Here is a 19039-nt window from a genome sequence, read left to right as displayed (position 1 = left end):
GTGAATGATGAGCCAATCAAAGTCAAGAATTACGGCAATCGGGACCTATGTTCCTGAACGGATATTAACCAATGCAGATTTAGAGAAGATGGTGGAAACGAGTGATGAGTGGATTGTGCAGCGAACAGGCATGAGGGAACGCCGGATTGCTGCCCCGCATGAGTACGTGTCGGATCTTGCCATAAAGGCTGTAGAGGATATGGTTGATCGGTACGGCGTTACCGTACGGGATGCCGATATGATTCTTGTGGCCACAAGCACGCCGGAGTATTCTTTTCCCAGCACAGCCTCCCGGGTGCAATCGAAGCTGGGCATTGCAAGCACGGGTGCCCTGGATCTGAATGCCGCTTGTGCGGGATTTGTATATGCACTCCAGATGGCTGACGGGTTAATATCCGGGGGAGCCTACCGTAAGATCCTGGTTATCGGCGCAGAAACCTTATCGAAGATTACGGATTACACCGACCGGACGACATGCGTATTGTTTGGGGATGGCGCCGGTGCCGTATTGTTGGAGAAAGATGAGGATTCGTCAAGTGTCATAGCGTCTGTATCGGGAACCTTTGGCGAAGGCGGCATTCATCTGTATAAAACAGCGCTCTCCGAGCAAATGGACGGTACAGAATTAAAGAGCGGCTGCCTTGTTCAAAATGGCCGTGAAATTTATAAGTGGGCTATTCGGAACATTCCGGACGGCGTTCGCGCTCTTTTGGCTAAAGGGGGCATGACCCCAGCCGAAGTGGATTGGTTTGTCCCGCATAGCGCCAATCTTCGCATGATCGAAGCGATTAACGAGCGGGGGCCATTTACCATGGACCGCACCTTAACCAGCGTCGAGTACCGCGGGAATACGTCGGCAGCCTCCATTCCGCTTGCACTTCAGCTGGCGGTGGATGAAGGACGGCTGAAAGCGGGAGACCACGTCTTACTCTACGGGTTTGGCGGGGGAATGACCTATGCCGGCTCCATCGTAAAATGGACGATATAATTCCTTAATATCTATAAGACCGCTATCGACATTCGATATGCGGTTTTTTTGTGCTGCGATTTTTTGATAAACGAACCTGAATCGTAATAAATTCAACTCAAATTCGAAAGTTTACCACCTCAAAATTTGACGCCGCTTTCATTAGACTAAAGAAGAAAAATACGTTTCATGGAAGAGGGATAGAACGATGAAAAGGTTTAAGTCATGGAGCATGCTGCTCCTGAGTATCATCATGGTGTTCACGCTGGCCGCATGTGGAGGCGGAGGTGGTAACGGAAGCAGTACGGCTGAATCTCCGGGGGGAGGCAGCAGCAACGAAGAGACGGACAATACAAAAGAAGGAACCGAGTCCACAGAGAAAATCGAGCTCTCCTTCTGGTCGCTGGGAACGACCAACTATGAGGATCTGGCGAAGGAATATACGAAGGAGCATCCGAACATCACGTTCAAATTCCAGAATACGTCGGACCAAACCGCACATCACAACAACCTGACGACAGCATTGTCCGCTGGCTCGGGTGCGCCTGACATTTTCCAATTAGAAATCGCGTTTATGGAGCGTTTTATCAACAACCAGGATAAATTCTATAATCTGTACGATCTCGGCGCCAAAGACTTAGAAGGCAACTACCTGGAGTGGAAATGGAAGCAGGCCACATCGGTTGACGGCTCCTTCCAACTCGGTCTGCCAACAGACATCGGTCCTACGGTTGTATATTACCGTACGGATCTGGCTGAGCAAGCCGGACTGCCGACGGATCCGGACGGGTTTAGCGCAGCGATTGATTCATGGGACAAATTCGCCAGCGTAGCCAAGGAGTTCACAAGCAAAACAGGAAAACCGTTCGCCGACTTGACGGACCTGGTATACAACGGGGTGCGCGACCAGTCCCCGGATCAAATCTACTTCAACAAAGAGGATGGCTCCTTTATCGGAGATACGAACCCGCAAGTGAGGAAAGCTTATGACTTTACGGTAAAAGGAATTCAGGAGGGCTGGATCGGCAACTGGATTCTGTGGTCTCCTGAATGGCAAAAAGCGATCAATGATGGAGACTTTGGCGTCATGCTCGGTCCGGCTTGGATTGCCGGTACGATCCGCAATGCGAAGGATACCGCAGGCAAATGGCAGATTGCCCAGCTTCCTGAAGGAGCAGGCAACTGGGGCGGTTCGTTCCTGACCCTGCCAAAGGAAGGCAAGCATTCGAAGGAAGCCTACGAATTCATCTCCTGGGTGCTTAACAAGGAGAATCAGCTGAAATCGTTCAAGGACAGCGGCTTGTTCCCATCTATCCCGGCAGTTTACAGCGAGCCTTCATTCACGGAGGAGAAGGATGAATTCTTCGGCGGCCAGGTGATTTCCGAAGCGTATGCCAAATCGGCGGAACGCATCAAGCCGGTTTACTACGGACCGCTTCATGACCAGACCGACACGATCATCAAGAACGCGCTCAAAAACGTGCTGGAGAAAAAAGCTGACCCGCAAAAAGAATGGGAAAGTGCCATGAAACAAATCAAGACGCTGGTTGATCGCAGCTAGGAAAAGGAGCATTCCTCGCTAGCTCGTTCATCCCGTAATCCGTCCGAATCCGAGTAGGGAGGAAGCTCTCTTCGCTCGGATTCGGATTTATCCTTACCTACCTGGAGGTGCATTCATGGCAGACACAGCTACAGCAGAGTCCCCGCAACCGGTGCCCCCGAGGCGGCGTTTGTTGACGGAGACCGTGCGAAGCCGGTTTACGGCGTATACGTTCATATCGCCATTCTTCATATTGTTCGCAATTTTTGGACTGTATCCGATTCTTTTTACCATCTATTTGTCCTTCTTCAAATGGGACGCACTCGGACCGATGAAATACGTCGGCTTCAAGAACTACGAACTGATTACAAGCGACCCGACCTTCTGGATCGCGTTTAGCAACACACTCATTATGGCTTTGATGGGTACCGTGCCGCAGCTGATTGTGGCCTTATTTGTGGCGGTTATGCTCAACTCGGCCTTGAACAAATTCAAGAACACATTCCGCATTCTGTATTTCATGCCGAACATCACCTCCATCGTTGCCGTGACACTGGTGTTCAGTACGATGTTCGGCAACAACGGGATGGTCAACTGGCTCTTGAACACCTTCGGTGCGGAAAGCGTACCGTTCAACTCCGGCTGGTGGGGTGTCAAAATCGCGATTTCGACCATGGTGATGTGGCGGTGGATGGGCTATAACGCCATTATTTTTCTGTCCGGTCTGCAGAGCATTCCGACCGATATTTATGAAGCGGCCAAAATCGACGGCGCCACCCGAGGTCAGCAGCTGCTCTATATCACGCTTCCGCTTCTTCGGCCATTCATTCTGTTTGTGACCTTGGTATCGACGATCGGCGCACTCCAATTGTTTACGGAGCCTTATGTATTCCTAGGTCAGTCCGGCACGGGCTCTACGCGTCAGGAAGGGGTAACGATGGTCACCTATCTGTATAATGAAGCATTTAAGAACGGATTTTTCGGTACGGCAGCGGCAACGGCGGTGCTCTTGTTTATCGCCACCATTCTGTTCTCGGTATTGAATATGATGGTGGGCCGCGAAGGTAAAGATACGGGAGGTAAGAAAGCATGAGCACAGTTGCCATAAGCCGGAAAAAACCGGATGAACCCGGTGTTGTCGCCAAATTCTTCTTCTACCTCTTCATGATCCTTGGCGCGCTGGTCTCGATCTTCCCGTTCTTCTGGATGTTTGTCGTGGCTACGAATGACAAGGATGCGGCATTTCATATCCCGCCGCTGCTTACGCCCGGAACGGAGTTTCTGGATAACTTCTCGCGCGTGCTGGAGCGAACGGATTTTTTCAGAGCATTGATGAACTCGGTCGTTGTGTCTACAGCCGTTACATTGTCCGTTGTGTTCCTCTGTACGCTGGCGGGTTATGCTTTTGCCAAGTATGAGTTCCCTTTGAAGAAGACGCTGTTTGTTTTTGTCATTGCCACGATGCTTGTGCCTGCTCAGCTGGGCGTGCTTCCACAGTACGTCATCATGGCCAAGCTGCACTGGATCGACAGCTACAAAGCGCTGATCGTGCCCGCCATGGTCAATGCCTTCGGCATCTTCTGGATGCGGCAGTACATTGCTTCCGCGGTTCATACCGAGCTGATCGAAGCGGGGCGGATTGATGGCGGCGGACATTTCCGGATTTTCTGGAACATAGCCATCCCTGTCGTAACACCGGCGATGGCTACACTGGGGATTCTGAATTTCATGAATGTGTGGAATGATTTCTTCTGGCCGCTCGTCGTATTGAAAAACAGAGAAAATTACACCATTCAAATTGCGCTGCAGCAATTGTTCACCAATAAAGACGGCCTTGATTTCGGAATGATCATGTCGGCCACCTTCACGGCTACACTGCCGCTTCTCATTGTGTTTCTATTGTTCAGCCGCTATGTTATCGCGGGTCTGACATCAGGCGCGATAAAAAGTTAACATGCGGGGTGATGTCTTACAAGGAATGCGGACTGTCATGAAGAATAATAGACATAGTAGAGTGGAGGGAGGAAGGATCCATGAAACTCCGCCGAAAGATATTGCTGGCTATTATTCTTCTGGTCTTCATTCCGGTTATTGCACTGGGCGGGGTATCCTACTACAGTTTTTCGGAAGCGATGGAGAAGAAGTCGAATGATTTCTACTGGATTTCGCTTCTGGAGACGGATCGGAAGCTGAAGTTCGCCTTGAATGAAATCACGACGATTTCCAACTCGGCGATCACCCAGCAGTCGGTTCAGCAGATGCTGAAACAGCCGGAATACGCGGTTACCTACGAGCAGCGTCAGGAGATCAACAATTTGATCAATCATCCGATGATTGCGTCGTTTGCCTTTTATTCCAACGACCAATTGCTTTATCATACGAATGGCGGAATGGAGCTTCAGGAGCTGAGACAGCAGGAATGGTATGAAGCGGTGGAGAAGGCGGAAGGGCGCCCTGTATGGGTCGGTCCCGGCGAGAACGGCTCGGCGGCATCCGGTTCTCCCGTTTTGATCCAATCCAGAGTCATTAAGGATTATTACTCGCTGGAGGATATTGGGACTGTCGTGATTTATGTGAAGCCGGATCTGCTCGATCAGGTATTCTGGGAGGCGGCAACGCTGAAGCAGGGAGATATTTTGCTGGTCAATAAGCAGGGTCGCATCGTATTCAGCAAGTCAGGCGGACATATTGGGGAGCGGACAGAATTCCCGTTTCTGTCGGATAGCTATACGAATGGAAAAGGCTATTATATCGATCAATATGCCGATGAAAAATCACTGATCACGTATTCTCCTTCGCACAATAAAGAATGGTTTCTGGTTGCCATTACGCCAAGCAAACTCATCTCGGCCGAATCGGTCTCGATTCGTAATCTGGCCTTGATTCTGGGATTGATCTCGCTCGTGTCGGCGTTTCTGTTCGACCGTTTTTTTGTGCGCAGAATGGTACGCAGCATCATCAGCGCGGTGAACGGGATGAAGCGCGTCAAGCAGGGAATCTTCGTTCCGATCCCATCGCATAAAGTGGCGGAGGACGAGACGGATCTATTAATTGACGGCTTTAACCGGATGAGCACGCAGATCCAGGAGCTGATCGGACAGGTCGAGACGGAGCAGGCTCGGAAAAAGGAAGCGGAACTCCAGGCGCTGGTCGCTCAAATCAATCCGCATTTTATATACAATTCACTAGAATCGATTAATTCGATGGCCGTGCTTCAGGGAAACAAGGATATCAGCAAGATGGTGGTCTCCCTCGGAAAGCTGCTTCGCATCAGCATCAGCGAGCATCATGAGCTCATACCGCTGAGCATGGAGCTGGAACATGTCCAGCATTATATGCGGATACAGAAATTCCGGTTTGAAGAAAAGTTTGATTACGGCATAGAGCTTCCGAATGCGCTTAAGCACTACGTTACGCAAAAGCTGATTGTTCAGCCGATTGTTGAGAACGCTTTATATCACGGGATTGAGCCGATGGAGGAAAGCGGATTGATCTCGATCAGGGTGTCCGAAGACGGAGAGGATATCGTGATTGATGTGGAGGACAACGGTCCGGGCTTTGATCCGGAGACGCTGATCAAACTGTGGAATACGGACCAGGGACAACTGAAGAAGTATCGCGAGAATGGAGTCGGTCTGAAGAATGTGCATGAAAGGCTGCGGATCCGGTTTGGCAGCCGTTACGGATTGATGATTTGTTCCTCGCCCGGTTACGGCTCCTTGATACGAATCCGAATACCGAAAATACTGACATGACAGGGGGGCTGCAGCGTGAGATGGTTTTGGAATTGGGGCTGGATTGTCGGATATGCCACGCTGTTGGCGCTGTCTGTCGCGTGGGTTACGGTGCAGAGTCAGGGACCGGCCCAGGAGGAACAGCCCGAGAAAATTACGCTGACGTTTCGGCATTTCTGGAACAAGGAGCATGACAAACCAGTGCTGGCCATATTCGAGAGCATTGTCCGCACGTATGAGAAAGCGCATCCCAATGTAAAGGTGAACTTTGAAAGCATCGATCAGACGATTCACCGGGAACAAAAGCTGAAAAGCGAGATGGTCACCGGTACGCCGCCGGATATGTTTGTCCTGTTCGGCGGAGCCGAGATTATACCGTATGCCAGATCCAACCGGCTGATGGATCTAACGGATTTTTTGCAGGATACCGGTCTGAAGGAGCAATTCAAGGATCTCCACCATTGGACCTTCGACAATCGGATCTACGGCCTGCCCTTTGAGGGGCACGCGGAGCCGATCTATTATAACCGGGCTTTATTTCGGAAGCTGAATCTGGAGCCGCCGAAGACGCTGGATGAGCTGAATGAGGTGATTCGTAAGCTTCGCCAGAACGATATCATTCCCTTTGCGCTTGGGAATGAAGACCGCTGGCCGGCAGGGATTTTTGCGCATTATTTCATGGATCGGTACGCGGGGCCGGAGCTGATTGACCGGCTGGTTGAAGGAGAAGATCAGGTCAGCTTTGTGCATGAGTCGTATCTGGAGGCGTTTGAGCAGTTGGAGTCGTGGATCAACGAAGGGGCGTTCAGTCCGAACGCGAATGATATATCCACGGAAGAAGCGATAGCCCAGTTCACTGAAGGGAAAGCAGCGATGTATTTGAACGGCAGTTGGGATATCACGCTGTTCCGGAATGAGGATCATCCGGATTTTCAGAACGAGGTAGGCGTCATTCCCTTTCCGTCTCTTCTTCCCGGTGAAGAACGATCCTTGGCAGGCGGATACACCATTGGCATCGGGCTGTCATCAGATATGGATGAGTCGAAGAAGCAAGCGGCTTTGGAGCTGCTGCGCATGTTCTATACCCCAGAGGTGCAAACGCGGCTGGTGTATGAAGGGCTCCGCGTCCCTTCGATGAAGATTGCCTATGATTCGAAGAAAACCGGGCCGGTGTTTGCTCAGGTCACGGAATTGATGGAGGAATCCACGAGTACCTTTCTGCCATATGACAACAAGCTGTCACCTGAGGTGAACCGTTTATTCCTCAAAGTGATCGAGGATATGATTGGTGGACGGATGCAAGCGGCCGGCGCACTGGAACAGATACAGAAGTCCTCGGTGCGCTATTGGCAGCTAAGGCGAAACACGGTGCCGGAGTAACCAAAAGAGACAAGGGGGAACGTCATGGGCGGATCGGACGGTAAATTCAGAGTCATTCTGGTTGATGATGAGCCGATCATTCTGCGCAGTCTAAGGGCAGCCATTCCCTGGGATGAGCTGGATCTGGAAGTCGTAGGGGAGGCCAAGACAGGGGACAGCGCTCTCAAGCTGGCGCGTGAAGTGTCGCCGCATATGATCATCAGCGATATTCGGATGCCGGGAATGGATGGCATTACGCTCATGAAGGAGCTGAAGGCAGATCAGGCACGGCGGATCATTATTTTCATTAGCGGGTACGGAGAGTTCGAATACGCAAGGGAAGCGCTGCGCGAAGGGGCTTTCGATTACTTGCTGAAGCCGATCGATCACGATGAGCTGACGGAAACGATAGCCAAGGCAGCCAGAACCCTGGAGAAGCAGATTGCGGATGACCACATGATGCACTCGATCAAGGTTTTATCGCTGCTGGCCCGGGAGAGGATGCTGACGGAATTTATCGAGGGAAATCGAAGCCCCTTGCAGCATATGCAGTGGCTGGAAGACAGCGAGCTGGAGCATGGATACACGATGGCCGTCATTCAATTGGATCATTACTTGCGGCTTAACGAGTTATGGAGCATGGACGAGAAGTGCCTGTGGCTGTTTGCCGTACGGAACGTCCTGGAGGAATGGTCTTTGCAGCATGGGGGACTGACGGTATTCCCTTTCCGCAGCGGCGAATGGGTGCTGCTGTTTCCGAACCTGACGAAGGAGCGGCAGGAGGATATTGGCCGGGATCTGGTGCAATTGATCAAGCGGAATACGAAGCTGTCCTGCTCGGTCGGCTTCAGTCCCAGCATGGCTGGGATTGACCGCTTGGGAACGGCTTACGAGACGGCTGTCCGCGCCTTATACCAGCGGTTCTATTCCGGGGAAGAGGGGGTGTTCCTCGGGACTCCCGATTCCATTATGGAAACGGCCAGCGAAGCAAAGTATCCGAAGCATCTCGAGTCGCTCATGGTGGAAAGCATCCGCACGCTTCACAAGGAACGGCTGCTGGAGCTTTTTGACGAGACCAAGGCTTATATCGAGGAGCATGCGTTCAGCAGGGAGATGACCGAGCGGATGCTGCTGGAGATGAGCGTTGTGCTGTATCGGCAGTTTGAGCATATGAAGGTGCTGTTTGAGTGGTCGCTGGAAGAATTGCTGCAGGAGCTTCATGCATCCGGCACCCTTCAGCAGCTGATGGACGTCGTAAAAAGCCATTTCAGCAAGTGGATTGCTGAGAGCCGGTCCGGGCAGGCCAAAGAGAACGTTCAGGCCGTGATGGGCAAAGCCAAGGATTATATCGCGGAAAATTATCAGAAGGATCTCAGCATTGAAGAGGTATCGGAGCTGGCAGATTTGAGCATCAGCCATTTCTGTACTCTGTTTAAGGGAACAACCGGGTATACGTTTCTGGAGTACTTGACGGAATGCCGGATCGAGAAGGCCAAAAGCATTTTGCTGAATACGGATGTGAAGGTGTACCAGGTAGCGCCGCTGGTAGGGTATCAGGACCCTCGATATTTCACCCAGGTATTTAAGAAAGTAACAGGAAAAACGCCCTCCGAGTATCGCGAAGAGGCGATATCCAAGACATAAAGAGGCGATGATTCGTTCGTGGTGTTAATGGGCCAATCATGTGAGGATAGCTTTCAGCATAGCAGGGAATGAATAACAGATCTATTTTTTCCGGGTTTGATCAGGGAAAAAGGAGCTCTGTTATTTTTATTTTAAATATCTTAATATTAAGACTTGACGATTTCTGAGTTAAATACTAAACTGAGATTAAGCACCAGATGCACATGATAAGTTGAGTAAGCAAGGATGAAGGTGCTTTTTGAATAAGGTACTTTTTGAGTAAGGCGTTTATCCAAACGGGACAGGTGCCTGTGATAGTGTTTTGTTAATGAAGGATATATCAATATAGATGGAGGTTGAAGTCATGAAGTTTAAAGGAATTCATCACGTATCCGCGTTAACGGCTGCGGCTTCGCGGAACTTCGAATTTTATACGAAGGTTCTTGGTATGCGCTTGGTTAAGAAGACGGTGAACCAGGATGATGTATCGGTATACCATCTGTTTTATGGCGATGAAAAAGGAAACCCTGGGACGGAGCTGACCTTCTTCGAAATTCCGATGGCAGGCCGGACCCGCGAGGGAAACAACAGCATCTCGGCAACATCCCTCCGCGTACCTAGTGACCGCGCTTTGGAATACTGGACCCAGCGGCTGGATGAACATGGGGTAGAACGCGAGGAGATCAAGGAACGTGCCGGCCGATTGACCCTTCTCTTCAGAGATTTCGAGGGCCAGCGCATCATTCTGGTCTCGGATGAACATAATGAGGGAGTTCCTGGGGGCATCCCTTGGGAAAAGGGACCGGTTCCTGCGGAATACGCCATCATCGGTTTAGGTCCGGTGCAGCTGACCGTACCTAATGCAGTGCAGACCGTGAAGGTATTGACGGAGCTGATGGGTTTCCGTTACAAAGGGCAGTATGCCTCCCCAGTAGACGGGCAGGCGGATATCCTTGTTTTTGAGACAGGAGAAGGCGGCACAGGAGCGGAAGTGCACGTAGAGGAACGAACAGACCTTCCGCAGGAGCGACTTGGTCGGGGCGGTGTTCATCACGTTGCATTCCGCGTAGAGGACGAGGAGGAGCTCCGGGCATGGATCAACCGGATTGGCGATGTAGGATTTTCGAATTCGGGGTTTGTCGATCGTTTCTACTTCCGTTCCTTGTATTTCAGAGAGCCTAACGGTATTTTGTTCGAGGTGGCTACTGATGGCCCGGGTTTTGACACGGATGAGCATATCGATCATCTCGGCGAATCCCTTGCGCTGCCACCGTTCCTTGAGCCGAAGCGGGAACAGATTGAAGCCCACCTAAAGCCTCTCCATACCATTCAATAATGAAGGCGCATATATGCGCAGCAAAAAGCACCGGGCAAGCCTCTCTTTTGAGGCATTTGCCCGGTGCTTTTTTATATGATCTATTCATATAGCCGTGAAATGGCTTTTGCGGCTGTGCTGACATGCTCACGCAGCTCCAGTGGAGCCGTCACCTCGATTTCCGCTCCGCAGCTTAGAAGGAATGCCGAGGCCGATTCCAAGGTGTTGAATTCCAAATCGGCTGCTACCCATCCGTCGTGCTGGCTTTCCATGTCGCATCGGATTATTTTTACGTATCGCTCGCGCTCAAAGCGCTTGATCAGAGAGACGGTCATTCGAACCTGTGCCGGATACTGCGGAAGATTCTGCATGAACCGTGCCAGCGACTCCTCCCAATACTCGGATAGATTAAAATCAGCCGGGCGCTCGAAGGTATCCTCGGACATGACGGCATCCACGATTCTAGATACACGGTAGGTTCGCATTTCGCCTTCGGATTCCGCGACCACATACCAGGTGCTGCGTTTGGCAACCAGCCCGAGCGGATGAATGATTCTTTCGACCCGCTCCTCTCCCTTCATATATTGAATACGGGTGATACGATCCAGCCATAGTGCCTCCTGAAGCACAGTAAGATATGGATGCGATTCACGGTAGGAGTGCCAGCCTGCGCCATCAATATGGATTTTCTCCCGAATGATTTCGGCGTCCTGTCGAATGGAGCGGGGGGAAGAGGCCAATAATTTCTGATAAGCCGTATCAAACTGTTTGCGGATTCCCAAATCTCCGATCAGCGGACTATGACTGGAGACCAGCAGGGAGATAAGCTCGTCAGGCGTCATTCCGGTCAGGTTCGTTCGATAGCTCTCCTCCAGCACCCAACCGCCGAGGGAGCCTCTTTCCGCATAGACGGGAATACCGGCCGAGCTTAGACTTTCCATATCGCGTATGATTGTTCGTTCCGATACCTCGAGCTGCTCCGCTAAAAAACGGGTGTTCTTCTTACCTCCGTTCTGGAGCATCAGCATAATGGACAATAGACGATCCGCCCTCAAGTCATGTCACCTCTTTAATATCTGTAGAAGATAATTGTATTGTAGCACGGATATAAGACAAGGGATGTCATATATGACTGATACGATAAGGATGTTGAGAAAATTCAGTATACAGGTTGGAGGTTACCCTATGAATAAGAATGAGCACAAGCCATTACAAGGAAAAGTAGCTGTCGTTGCCGGAGCGACCCGAGGGGCTGGCCGCGCCATTGCGGTGATGCTGGGTGCCGCAGGGGCAACGGTGTATTGTACAGGACGGAGTGTACGGGGGCAGGTATCGGATATCAAGCGAACTGAGACCATTGATGACACGGCGGATATGGTCACAGCACGAGGCGGGATCGGCATCGCCGTGCAATGTGATCATACCGTGGAAGAGCAAGTAAAAGCATTGTTTGAACGGATTCGCGAGGACCAGCAAGGACGACTGGACATCCTCGTCAATGATATATGGGGAGGCGAGAACCTCACGCACTGGAACATCCCGTTCTGGGAGCAGTTTCTGTCCGATGGATTGCTGATGCAGGAGCGCGCGGTTACCACGCACATGATCACAAGTTATTACGGTGTTCCGCTGATGGTGGACAGCGGCGGCGGATTGGTCATTGAGGTAACGGATGGGTCTACGTATCAGTATCGCGGGAACTTGTATTACAGTCTGGCAAAAATTTCGGCGATCCACCTGGCTGCAGCCATGGCGGAAGAGTTGCGTCCCTATCAGGTAACTGCGCTGTCCGTTACACCAGGATTTCTGCGTTCCGAACAAATGCTGGATCACTTTGGTGTTACGGAAGAGAATTGGCAGGATGCCACAGCGCAAGAGCCGCATTTCATCGAGTCGGAGACCCCGTATTTCCTGGGACAGGGCATTGCGGCGCTCGCGGCTGATCCGAATGTTGCCGACAAGAGCGGCAAAGCGCTGACTAGCTGGGATTTATCGGATGAATACGGGTTTAGCGACATCGATGGACGCAGGCCGCATTGGGGCAATTATGCGAAGAAGCAAGGACTCCCTCTTTCTTAAAAAGAAAGGGATGTAAAACAGGGTGACCTACCGCCAGATGGCGAATAGGTCACCCTGTTTTGTTGTGGATTTTTATTCGTTCATTCGCGAATACCGCTGCGTAATCTGGATCGTGCAGTGGCCGGTGAGTCACACCATGAAATCCAAAAATCCATTTCAATCAAGTTAGGTTCAATCAAAGTTAGGTTTAATCATGTTAGGAACGGCCGCGTCTCATCGAACCCATGATCAGGCTGACGATAAAGACAAGCACGACGGCACCGATCAGAGCAGGCAGGATGTAGAATCCTCCCATTTCCGGTCCCCAAGACCCGAGCAGAAGTCCACCCAGCCAAGCACCGACAAAACCGGCAATGATGTTACCGATGATACCGCCGGGAATGTCTCTGCCCATAATCAAGCCTGCAATCCAACCAATGATACCACCAACGATTAATGACCAAAGAAAACTCATTGTTTATCACCTCGTATAAGTTATAGTTGTTTGTGCCTTACTATTAACCAAAGACGTGATTTTTAAACCGGATAATGACAAAATCACTTTTTTCCAGCAGACGAAATACCGTATCATGCTTTGATAAACTCCGGACATTTGATTATGCTTGAAATAGGGATAGTCTGAAAATAATAAAGGAGCTGGCATGAGACTTATGGTTGAAAAATGGACAGAAGAATATACGATTCAATCGGTTGATGCAGATTTTAAAGGGGATTGCCGTTGGTCTTCACTGCTCAGTATTTTGCAAAGAGCGGCTGACCGCCATATTGAAGCGCTCGGGATCAGTCGCGAGGAGATGATTGAGCGGGGCATGGGCTGGATGCTGATTACGCTGGAGCTTGATATGCGGCGCATGCCAAGGGATATGGAAACCGTATATGTGGATACTTGGAGCCGCGGGGCCAAAGGGGCGCTATGGCATCGGGATTATCGGATAAAGAACGGCAATGGAGAATTGCTGGGCGAGGGCCGATCGGTATGGGCGCTGGTGGATATTCATAAACGGAAAATTTTGCGTCCGTCCATGTTTCCATACGAGGTGCCGATCGGTCAAGAAACGGTTGGAGAACTGCCAAGCAAAGCCGTTTTGCCGGAAGGGGTACAGTTGGATGAGGCGTATATGTACACGGTCCGGTACAGCGGAATCGATACGAATGGTCATTTGAATAATGCCCGTTATGCAGACCTGTGCTTCGACGTGCTAGATGAGCAGGAGCTTCGGGAAGGGCAAGTGACCGGCTTCAAGATTACATATCATCACGAGGCCAGACTGAAGGATACGATGCTGATCAAGCGTTCGGTCGAAGAGAACAATCGGGTGTATGTGCAGGGCGCATCGCCGGACGGAACCAACTTTTTTGAAGCGGCAATCGTTAGGGAGTCATAACCATCAGGCGAAATCTTTCGGAAGGGGAAAGAGCGACCTGACGCTTCATGGAGGGTGAACGGATGTACAAAATCATGATTGTTGAGGATGACCCGAAGCTGGCGGGGCTGCTGCAATCGCATATCGAACGGTACGGAAATGATGGGAAAATCATCGAGGATTTCGATCATGTGCTGGAGCAATTCCACGAGATAAAGCCGCATATCGTTCTGCTCGATGTGAATCTGCCAAGCTTTGACGGATATTATTGGTGTCGCCAGATCAGGTCGGTATCCACCTGTCCGATTATTTTCATATCCGCTCGGAACGGGACGCCTGATCAGTTAAGGGCACTGGAGAACGGAGCGGATGATTATATCACCAAGCCGTTTGCTTACGATATCGTCATCGCCAAAATCCACAGCCAGCTGCGTCGCGTATATGGCGATTATGCAGCAGCATCCGCCGAGCGTACGGTTGAGAAGGACGGGCTGGTCCTGTATCCCGAACGGATGGAGCTGATTCTCGAGGATCGGACATCCTTACTCACGAAAAAAGAAACAATCCTCCTGGAGACGCTGCTGAGCCGGAGCCCCCGGCTGGTCACACGCGAGACGATTCTGGAGAAGCTGTGGGATGATACGTTCGTTGACGATAATACGCTGAGCGTGAATATTAACCGGGTACGAAAACGGCTTGCGGAGTTAGGGATTGAGAATGCGCTGGAAACGATCCGTGGCTCCGGGTATCGGCTGCACACGGTTTGGAAGAGGTAAGGGAAGGCTATGAAAAAGCTGTTTTGGCGTGAGCAACTGCCCCTGATTCTATTTACGGTCGCCGAGTTGTTCGTCGTGCTGCTCGTATTCTGGTATGACGGTTATGATCATCCGGTGACAGCGGCCTATGCCGTTTTCCTCGGTCTGACCATTCTGGGCGGATACTTGGCATTCCGGTACTTCACGCACCGGGATTTCTACGAGCGGCTGTCACAGCCCATCAGGTCGCTGGAGGAATCGATCAAGCATAATGAATCGGCCCCGCTGCCTACGGCCCTTAGCGAGCTGATGGAAGAGCAATACCGTCAATACCGAACGGTCATGGAAGAATGGGAGCGCCGGCGGAAAGAGCATATGATCTTCATGAATCAATGGGTGCATCAGATGAAAACGCCGCTGTCCGTCATTGAGATGATCATGCAAGAGGATGATAACGACTCCTTCAAGAGTATATCCGAAGAGTCCGACCGGATTCGGCGCGGGCTGGAGATGGTGCTCTACATGTCCAGGCTCGAAACCTTTGAGCAGGATTTCAGTGTGGAGCCCGTGAAGCTGCATCAGGCGGCAGTCGATGCAGTTCACGAGAATAAGCGTTATTTTATTCACAGTCATGTGTATCCGGAAGTCCGGATTGATTCGGATCTCACCGTCCAGACGGATGCCAAGTGGCTTCGGTTCATCCTGCTGCAGCTGCTGTCCAACGCCATCAAATATTCCGCCGGTACCGGACTTAAGGTGACGATCCAAGCCCACCGGAGCGAGGATCACCGCCACGTCGTGCTGGAGATCACGGACCGGGGGATGGGCATACCCAAATCTGATATGAAGCGGGTGTTCGACCCGTTTTATACCGGGGAAAACGGACGCAAACTGAAGGAATCCACCGGCATGGGCTTGTATCTCGTTAAGGAGGTCGTTCATAAAATGAACCACCAAATCGAGCTGGAATCCGAGCCGGGGAGAGGAACGACCGTGAGGTTGATATTCTCGGGGTGAGACTCGGGACAAGTAGTCCTGTTAGCGTCTGACTGGCGATGGCTTATGATGTTAAGTAAGGTTGTTGGCTGTTTAAAATTAAAATAACAGTATGGATTTAGGCGCCGAGTAGGGTCAATCAGACAATATTTAAGTCATTCTTAGATTATGGAGCGGTACAGTAATCCACATAAATACTTTATGATAGCACCTTATCTCGGATAAACGATGGTTATTGAAATCATCATGAAGCCCTGAGATAAGGTTCTTTCTTTTGTTTTAAATAATGAGTAGGTATCGGCACGCGCCAGCGAAAGAGGACGAAACGATTCCGAAGAAGCGAAGCGGTCGCCTTTGCACCCGAATTTTCACCTCAGTGCATTGTTCAGAAAATTTGGGGGCAACAGCGATCGTAGGAACGTTACGTAATCGGAGCGGTCTTGAGAAGCGCATAAGTGACGTTTTTGGTGCTCTTTTACTTTTAGTAAATATGAATCTTACACCGATGTAAGATTGGTGAAAGAGTGATCGATAGGAGTAGCTCCGGGGATGCTATACACTAACCTTACAAGATATGAGATAACGAAGGTGAGGTTTACAAGATGGAAATACTAAACGTGCGCAATCTGGGCAAAGTCTACAAGGCCGCGGTGTCCCACGAGGCGCTTTCCAATATCAATTTGAGCATCAACGAAGGGGAATTCGTTGGCATTATGGGACCATCCGGCAGCGGAAAAACAACGCTGCTCAACATGATCTCCACCATCGACCGTCCCACATCCGGGGAGATCCACATTGGCGGGGAAGATCCGTTCCGTTTATCCCAGGATAAACTCGCGATGTTTCGCCGCCGTGAGCTCGGGTTTGTCTTTCAGTCCTTCAACCTGCTGAATACGCTGACGGTGAAGGAGAACATCCTGCTGCCATTGGCACTGGATGGCGTGGATTTGGATGAGATGAACCGCAGGGTGGGCATATTGGCCGAGAAGCTAGGCATTACATCGATACTGAATAAGCGGACTTATGAAATCTCGGGGGGACAGGCGCAGCGGACGGCCGTTGCACGGGCGATGATCCATGTACCGAAGCTGGTCCTGGCCGATGAACCGACGGGGAACCTGGACTCCAAATCGGCGCGCGACGTCATGGAGATGATGGACCGGAGAAACAAAGAAGACAAAGTGACGATGCTGCTGGTCACCCATGATCCGGTTGCCGCAAGCTACTGCAATCGGGTGGTGTTTATTAAGGACGGTCAGTTGTACAACGAAATCACGTACGGTGAGAGCCAGTCGGCCTTTTATCAAAAAATCATCAATGTGTTATCGCTGCTGGGAGGTTCGGGACATGAATTTTCGCCAGTTCGCCATTAACAATGTCCTGCGCAGCAAGCGCACGTATATCGCCCATTTCCTGAGCAGCGCCTTCTCCGTCATGATTTTCTTTACTTACGGATTGCTTTCGTTTCACCCCCAGATGAAGGACGGCCTGGTCTCTTCCAGCGAAACCATGTCCATGCTGGGAACGATGGGCATGACGGTATCCCAGTATATTGTGTTTGTCTTTTCATTCTTTTTCCTGCTCTATTCCGTCGGGGCCTTTATCAAAGTCCGGAAGAAAGAATTCGGCATACTGTTGATTCTCGGGATGTCCCGCAAGCAATTGAACAGGATGCTGTTTATCGAAAATATACTGATTGGCGTTGCGGCGATCATAGCCGGGATCGGGACGGGCGTGCTGTTCTCGAAGCTGATTCTGTTAATCAGTGCCAAACTGCTGGCTGTGGATAACGGACTTCCGTTTTATTTTCCACTCAAAGCGCTTCTCATCACAGCAGCAGCTTATGCCATCCTGTTCCTGCTGATTGCATTGTGCTCCTCGTTCATGCTGAGGAAGGGGACGCTGCTTGCGCTCGTGAAAGCGGAGGAAAGTCCCAAGCCGCAGCCGAAGGCATCACCTTGGCTGGCCGTGCTGGCTGTCCTGCTGATTGGTACCGGATACGGCATGGTCATGGCTTTTGCGATTCTCCAAATCTTCAATTTGTTCCTGCTGCTTGGGGGCGTTGTACTCGTTATCATCGGCACGTATTTTCTCTTCACCCAGTTCAGCGTGTATTTTATGCGGTATTTGCAGAGGAAGGAGCGATTCTTCTTCCGTCGAACCAATCTGCTGACAATCTCGGAGCTGCTGTACAGAATCAAGGATAATGCGGTAATGTTCTTCCTCGTTTCAGTAATTTCAGCATCCGCCTTTACAGGGATCGGGACCACGCTCGCCATTGGAGATCCAGGCTTGTCGGCCATGGAGAACCCTTATGCCTACACATACTCCATGTATGATGAGGACGCTGATAAAGGGAATCGGCATCTTGATATCATCAGGGAGGAACTCAAAAAAGGCGGATTCGATTATAAGGAGGCGGAGGTTACCCCGATTTTCTCGGATAATGGGGTGATGCTGATTAAGCTTAGTGAATATAACAATCTCATTCAGTCGCTGGGTTACCCGGCAGAAACATTGGGCAATCTTGAAGGGATATTGACTCCGGGAACGGTCTCGGAGAAGAATAGCTACCGAATCGACGGTCCCTTGAATGATCAGTTCGAGGTATTAAACGGCAAGAAATCGGAAACCGTAAAGGTGCTCAAAGCCGAAACGTTCATTGCTGTACCTGCAGCCTACGGCGAGACACTAGTCGTATCCGACCGCTTGTACGAGGATGCGTTCCAGGCACAACAGGATCAGGATTACGGTTATGCGGCATACCATACATTTTACGTACAGGATTGGAAGAATACAGGGGATGTGTCTAGAGCACTTTTTGATCGTCTCAACGAGAATGAAGACTACAGCTATAATCTAAAATCATTGTACTTGGAGTGGAAAAGCGCCCAGCAGCAGAACGGAATTCTGCTTATGGTTAGCGGCCTGGTCGGCATTGTCTTCTTCACCTTCGCGGCAAGCTTTGTTTATTTCCGACTGTATGCGGATCTTGCTCGGGACGAACAGCAGTATCGCATGATTGCTAAGGTCGGCCTTAGTAAAAAAGAGCTTGGTACCATCATTACGAAGCAGCTTGTCATTATGTTCTTTCTGCCGATGCTTATCGCACTCATTCATAGCGGCGTTGCCTTCGTAGCCCTGCAGCAGCTGGTAGACTTCTCGATCGTAGGGCACAGTTTGAAGATTTTCATCTTCTTCCTGAGCATACAGATTATTTATTTCTTTATTACTCGCTGGCGTTATCTGGATCGCCTCAATAAAATCATTCAGTAAAAAATCGCCATTTCTTCGTTGAAAAGTGCCA

16 protein-coding genes are annotated in these 19039 nt (G+C 50.7%); 14 read left to right on the top strand and 2 right to left on the bottom strand.

Annotated elements, in window-relative coordinates; translation table 11 throughout:
* Window positions 1-7 precede the first annotated feature (7 nt).
* The 8 genes from J7E85_RS02790 to J7E85_RS02755 all read left to right on the top strand — a co-directional run bounded on the left by J7E85_RS02790 (window position 8) and on the right by J7E85_RS02755 (window position 10559).
* Complete coding sequence (locus J7E85_RS02790; RefSeq protein ID WP_215154761.1) at window positions 8-988, top strand: ketoacyl-ACP synthase III; 981 nt, start codon at window positions 8-10, stop codon at window positions 986-988.
* Between the two features lie 187 nt (window positions 989-1175).
* Window positions 1176-2528, top strand: a complete 1353-nt coding sequence (locus tag J7E85_RS02785) for an ABC transporter substrate-binding protein (protein ID WP_215154759.1) — start codon at window positions 1176-1178, stop codon at window positions 2526-2528.
* Between the two features lie 115 nt (window positions 2529-2643).
* Window positions 2644-3600: a carbohydrate ABC transporter permease gene (locus tag J7E85_RS02780; protein ID WP_215154757.1), complete on the top strand. Its 957-nt coding sequence runs from the start codon at window positions 2644-2646 to the stop codon at window positions 3598-3600.
* Window positions 3597-4460, top strand: a complete 864-nt coding sequence (locus J7E85_RS02775) for a carbohydrate ABC transporter permease (protein WP_215154755.1) — start codon at window positions 3597-3599, stop codon at window positions 4458-4460. The genes J7E85_RS02780 and J7E85_RS02775 overlap by 4 nt, the downstream gene beginning before the upstream one ends.
* Window positions 4461-4540: 80 nt before the next feature.
* Window positions 4541-6262 (top strand): cache domain-containing sensor histidine kinase, encoded by a 1722-nt coding sequence (locus tag J7E85_RS02770; RefSeq protein ID WP_215154753.1) that lies wholly within the window; start codon window positions 4541-4543, stop codon window positions 6260-6262.
* Between the two features lie 15 nt (window positions 6263-6277).
* Entirely contained in the window at window positions 6278-7621 is a 1344-nt protein-coding gene (locus tag J7E85_RS02765; protein ID WP_215154751.1) for an ABC transporter substrate-binding protein, read from the top strand.
* Between the two features lie 24 nt (window positions 7622-7645).
* Entirely contained in the window at window positions 7646-9244 is a 1599-nt protein-coding gene (locus tag J7E85_RS02760) for a response regulator transcription factor (protein WP_215154749.1), read from the top strand.
* A gap of 343 nt (window positions 9245-9587) precedes the next feature.
* Entirely contained in the window at window positions 9588-10559 is a 972-nt protein-coding gene (locus tag J7E85_RS02755; RefSeq protein ID WP_215154748.1) for a ring-cleaving dioxygenase, read from the top strand.
* Between the two features lie 80 nt (window positions 10560-10639).
* Here the strand turns inward: J7E85_RS02755 and J7E85_RS02750 are convergent, their stop codons facing one another.
* Complete coding sequence (locus tag J7E85_RS02750) at window positions 10640-11593, bottom strand: helix-turn-helix transcriptional regulator (RefSeq protein WP_215154745.1); 954 nt, start codon at window positions 11591-11593, stop codon at window positions 10640-10642.
* A 130-nt stretch (window positions 11594-11723) separates the two neighbouring features.
* Here J7E85_RS02750 and J7E85_RS02745 point away from each other — a divergent pair, with 130 nt between their 5' ends.
* Window positions 11724-12617, top strand: coding sequence for an SDR family oxidoreductase (locus J7E85_RS02745; RefSeq protein ID WP_215154737.1), 894 nt, complete (start codon window positions 11724-11726; stop codon window positions 12615-12617).
* Between the two features lie 196 nt (window positions 12618-12813).
* Here J7E85_RS02745 and J7E85_RS02740 read toward each other — a convergent pair whose 3' ends face one another.
* Window positions 12814-13071, bottom strand: coding sequence for a GlsB/YeaQ/YmgE family stress response membrane protein (locus tag J7E85_RS02740; RefSeq protein WP_076325633.1), 258 nt, complete (start codon window positions 13069-13071; stop codon window positions 12814-12816).
* A gap of 196 nt (window positions 13072-13267) precedes the next feature.
* On the opposite strand from J7E85_RS02740, the gene J7E85_RS02735 reads away from it, so the two are divergent.
* The 5 genes from J7E85_RS02735 to J7E85_RS02715 all read left to right on the top strand — a co-directional run bounded on the left by J7E85_RS02735 (window position 13268) and on the right by J7E85_RS02715 (window position 19008).
* On the top strand, window positions 13268-14002 hold the full coding sequence (locus tag J7E85_RS02735) for an acyl-[acyl-carrier-protein] thioesterase (RefSeq protein WP_353049454.1): 735 nt from the start codon (window positions 13268-13270) through the stop codon (window positions 14000-14002).
* A 62-nt stretch (window positions 14003-14064) separates the two neighbouring features.
* Window positions 14065-14757, top strand: a complete 693-nt coding sequence (locus tag J7E85_RS02730) for a response regulator transcription factor (RefSeq protein ID WP_215154718.1) — start codon at window positions 14065-14067, stop codon at window positions 14755-14757.
* Between the two features lie 9 nt (window positions 14758-14766).
* Window positions 14767-15753: a sensor histidine kinase gene (locus tag J7E85_RS02725; protein WP_215154716.1), complete on the top strand. Its 987-nt coding sequence runs from the start codon at window positions 14767-14769 to the stop codon at window positions 15751-15753.
* Window positions 15754-16334: 581 nt separating this feature from the next.
* Window positions 16335-17105 carry an ABC transporter ATP-binding protein gene (locus J7E85_RS02720; RefSeq protein WP_053489936.1) on the top strand — a complete coding sequence of 257 codons (771 nt, stop codon included), beginning with the start codon at window positions 16335-16337 and terminating at the stop codon, window positions 17103-17105.
* On the top strand, window positions 17080-19008 hold the full coding sequence (locus J7E85_RS02715; RefSeq protein WP_215154714.1) for an FtsX-like permease family protein: 1929 nt from the start codon (window positions 17080-17082) through the stop codon (window positions 19006-19008). Before J7E85_RS02720 ends, J7E85_RS02715 begins: the two co-directional genes overlap by 26 nt.
* The last annotated feature ends 31 nt before the right edge of the window (window positions 19009-19039 follow it).

It is taken from the genome of Paenibacillus sp. ISL-20 (genome assembly GCF_018613005.1).
GTDB lineage: Bacteria > Bacillota > Bacilli > Paenibacillales > Paenibacillaceae > Paenibacillus_AQ.
The sequence above is the reverse complement of the archived record's forward strand: the minus strand, read 5'-3'. Positions and strand labels throughout refer to the sequence as shown.

Coding starts and splice junctions, on each gene's coding strand:
- J7E85_RS02790 (WP_215154761.1), top strand. CDS start 8: ATGAGCCAATCAAAGTCAAGAATTACGGCAATCGGGACCTATGTTCCT.
- J7E85_RS02785 (WP_215154759.1), top strand. CDS start 1,176: ATGAAAAGGTTTAAGTCATGGAGCATGCTGCTCCTGAGTATCATCATG.
- J7E85_RS02780 (WP_215154757.1), top strand. CDS start 2,644: ATGGCAGACACAGCTACAGCAGAGTCCCCGCAACCGGTGCCCCCGAGG.
- J7E85_RS02775 (WP_215154755.1), top strand. CDS start 3,597: ATGAGCACAGTTGCCATAAGCCGGAAAAAACCGGATGAACCCGGTGTT.
- J7E85_RS02770 (WP_215154753.1), top strand. CDS start 4,541: ATGAAACTCCGCCGAAAGATATTGCTGGCTATTATTCTTCTGGTCTTC.
- J7E85_RS02760 (WP_215154749.1), top strand. CDS start 7,646: ATGGGCGGATCGGACGGTAAATTCAGAGTCATTCTGGTTGATGATGAG.
- J7E85_RS02755 (WP_215154748.1), top strand. CDS start 9,588: ATGAAGTTTAAAGGAATTCATCACGTATCCGCGTTAACGGCTGCGGCT.
- J7E85_RS02745 (WP_215154737.1), top strand. CDS start 11,724: ATGAATAAGAATGAGCACAAGCCATTACAAGGAAAAGTAGCTGTCGTT.
- J7E85_RS02740 (WP_076325633.1), bottom strand. CDS start 13,071: ATGAGTTTTCTTTGGTCATTAATCGTTGGTGGTATCATTGGTTGGATT.
- J7E85_RS02735 (WP_353049454.1), top strand. CDS start 13,268: ATGGTTGAAAAATGGACAGAAGAATATACGATTCAATCGGTTGATGCA.
- J7E85_RS02730 (WP_215154718.1), top strand. CDS start 14,065: ATGTACAAAATCATGATTGTTGAGGATGACCCGAAGCTGGCGGGGCTG.
- J7E85_RS02725 (WP_215154716.1), top strand. CDS start 14,767: ATGAAAAAGCTGTTTTGGCGTGAGCAACTGCCCCTGATTCTATTTACG.
- J7E85_RS02720 (WP_053489936.1), top strand. CDS start 16,335: ATGGAAATACTAAACGTGCGCAATCTGGGCAAAGTCTACAAGGCCGCG.
- J7E85_RS02715 (WP_215154714.1), top strand. CDS start 17,080: ATGAATTTTCGCCAGTTCGCCATTAACAATGTCCTGCGCAGCAAGCGC.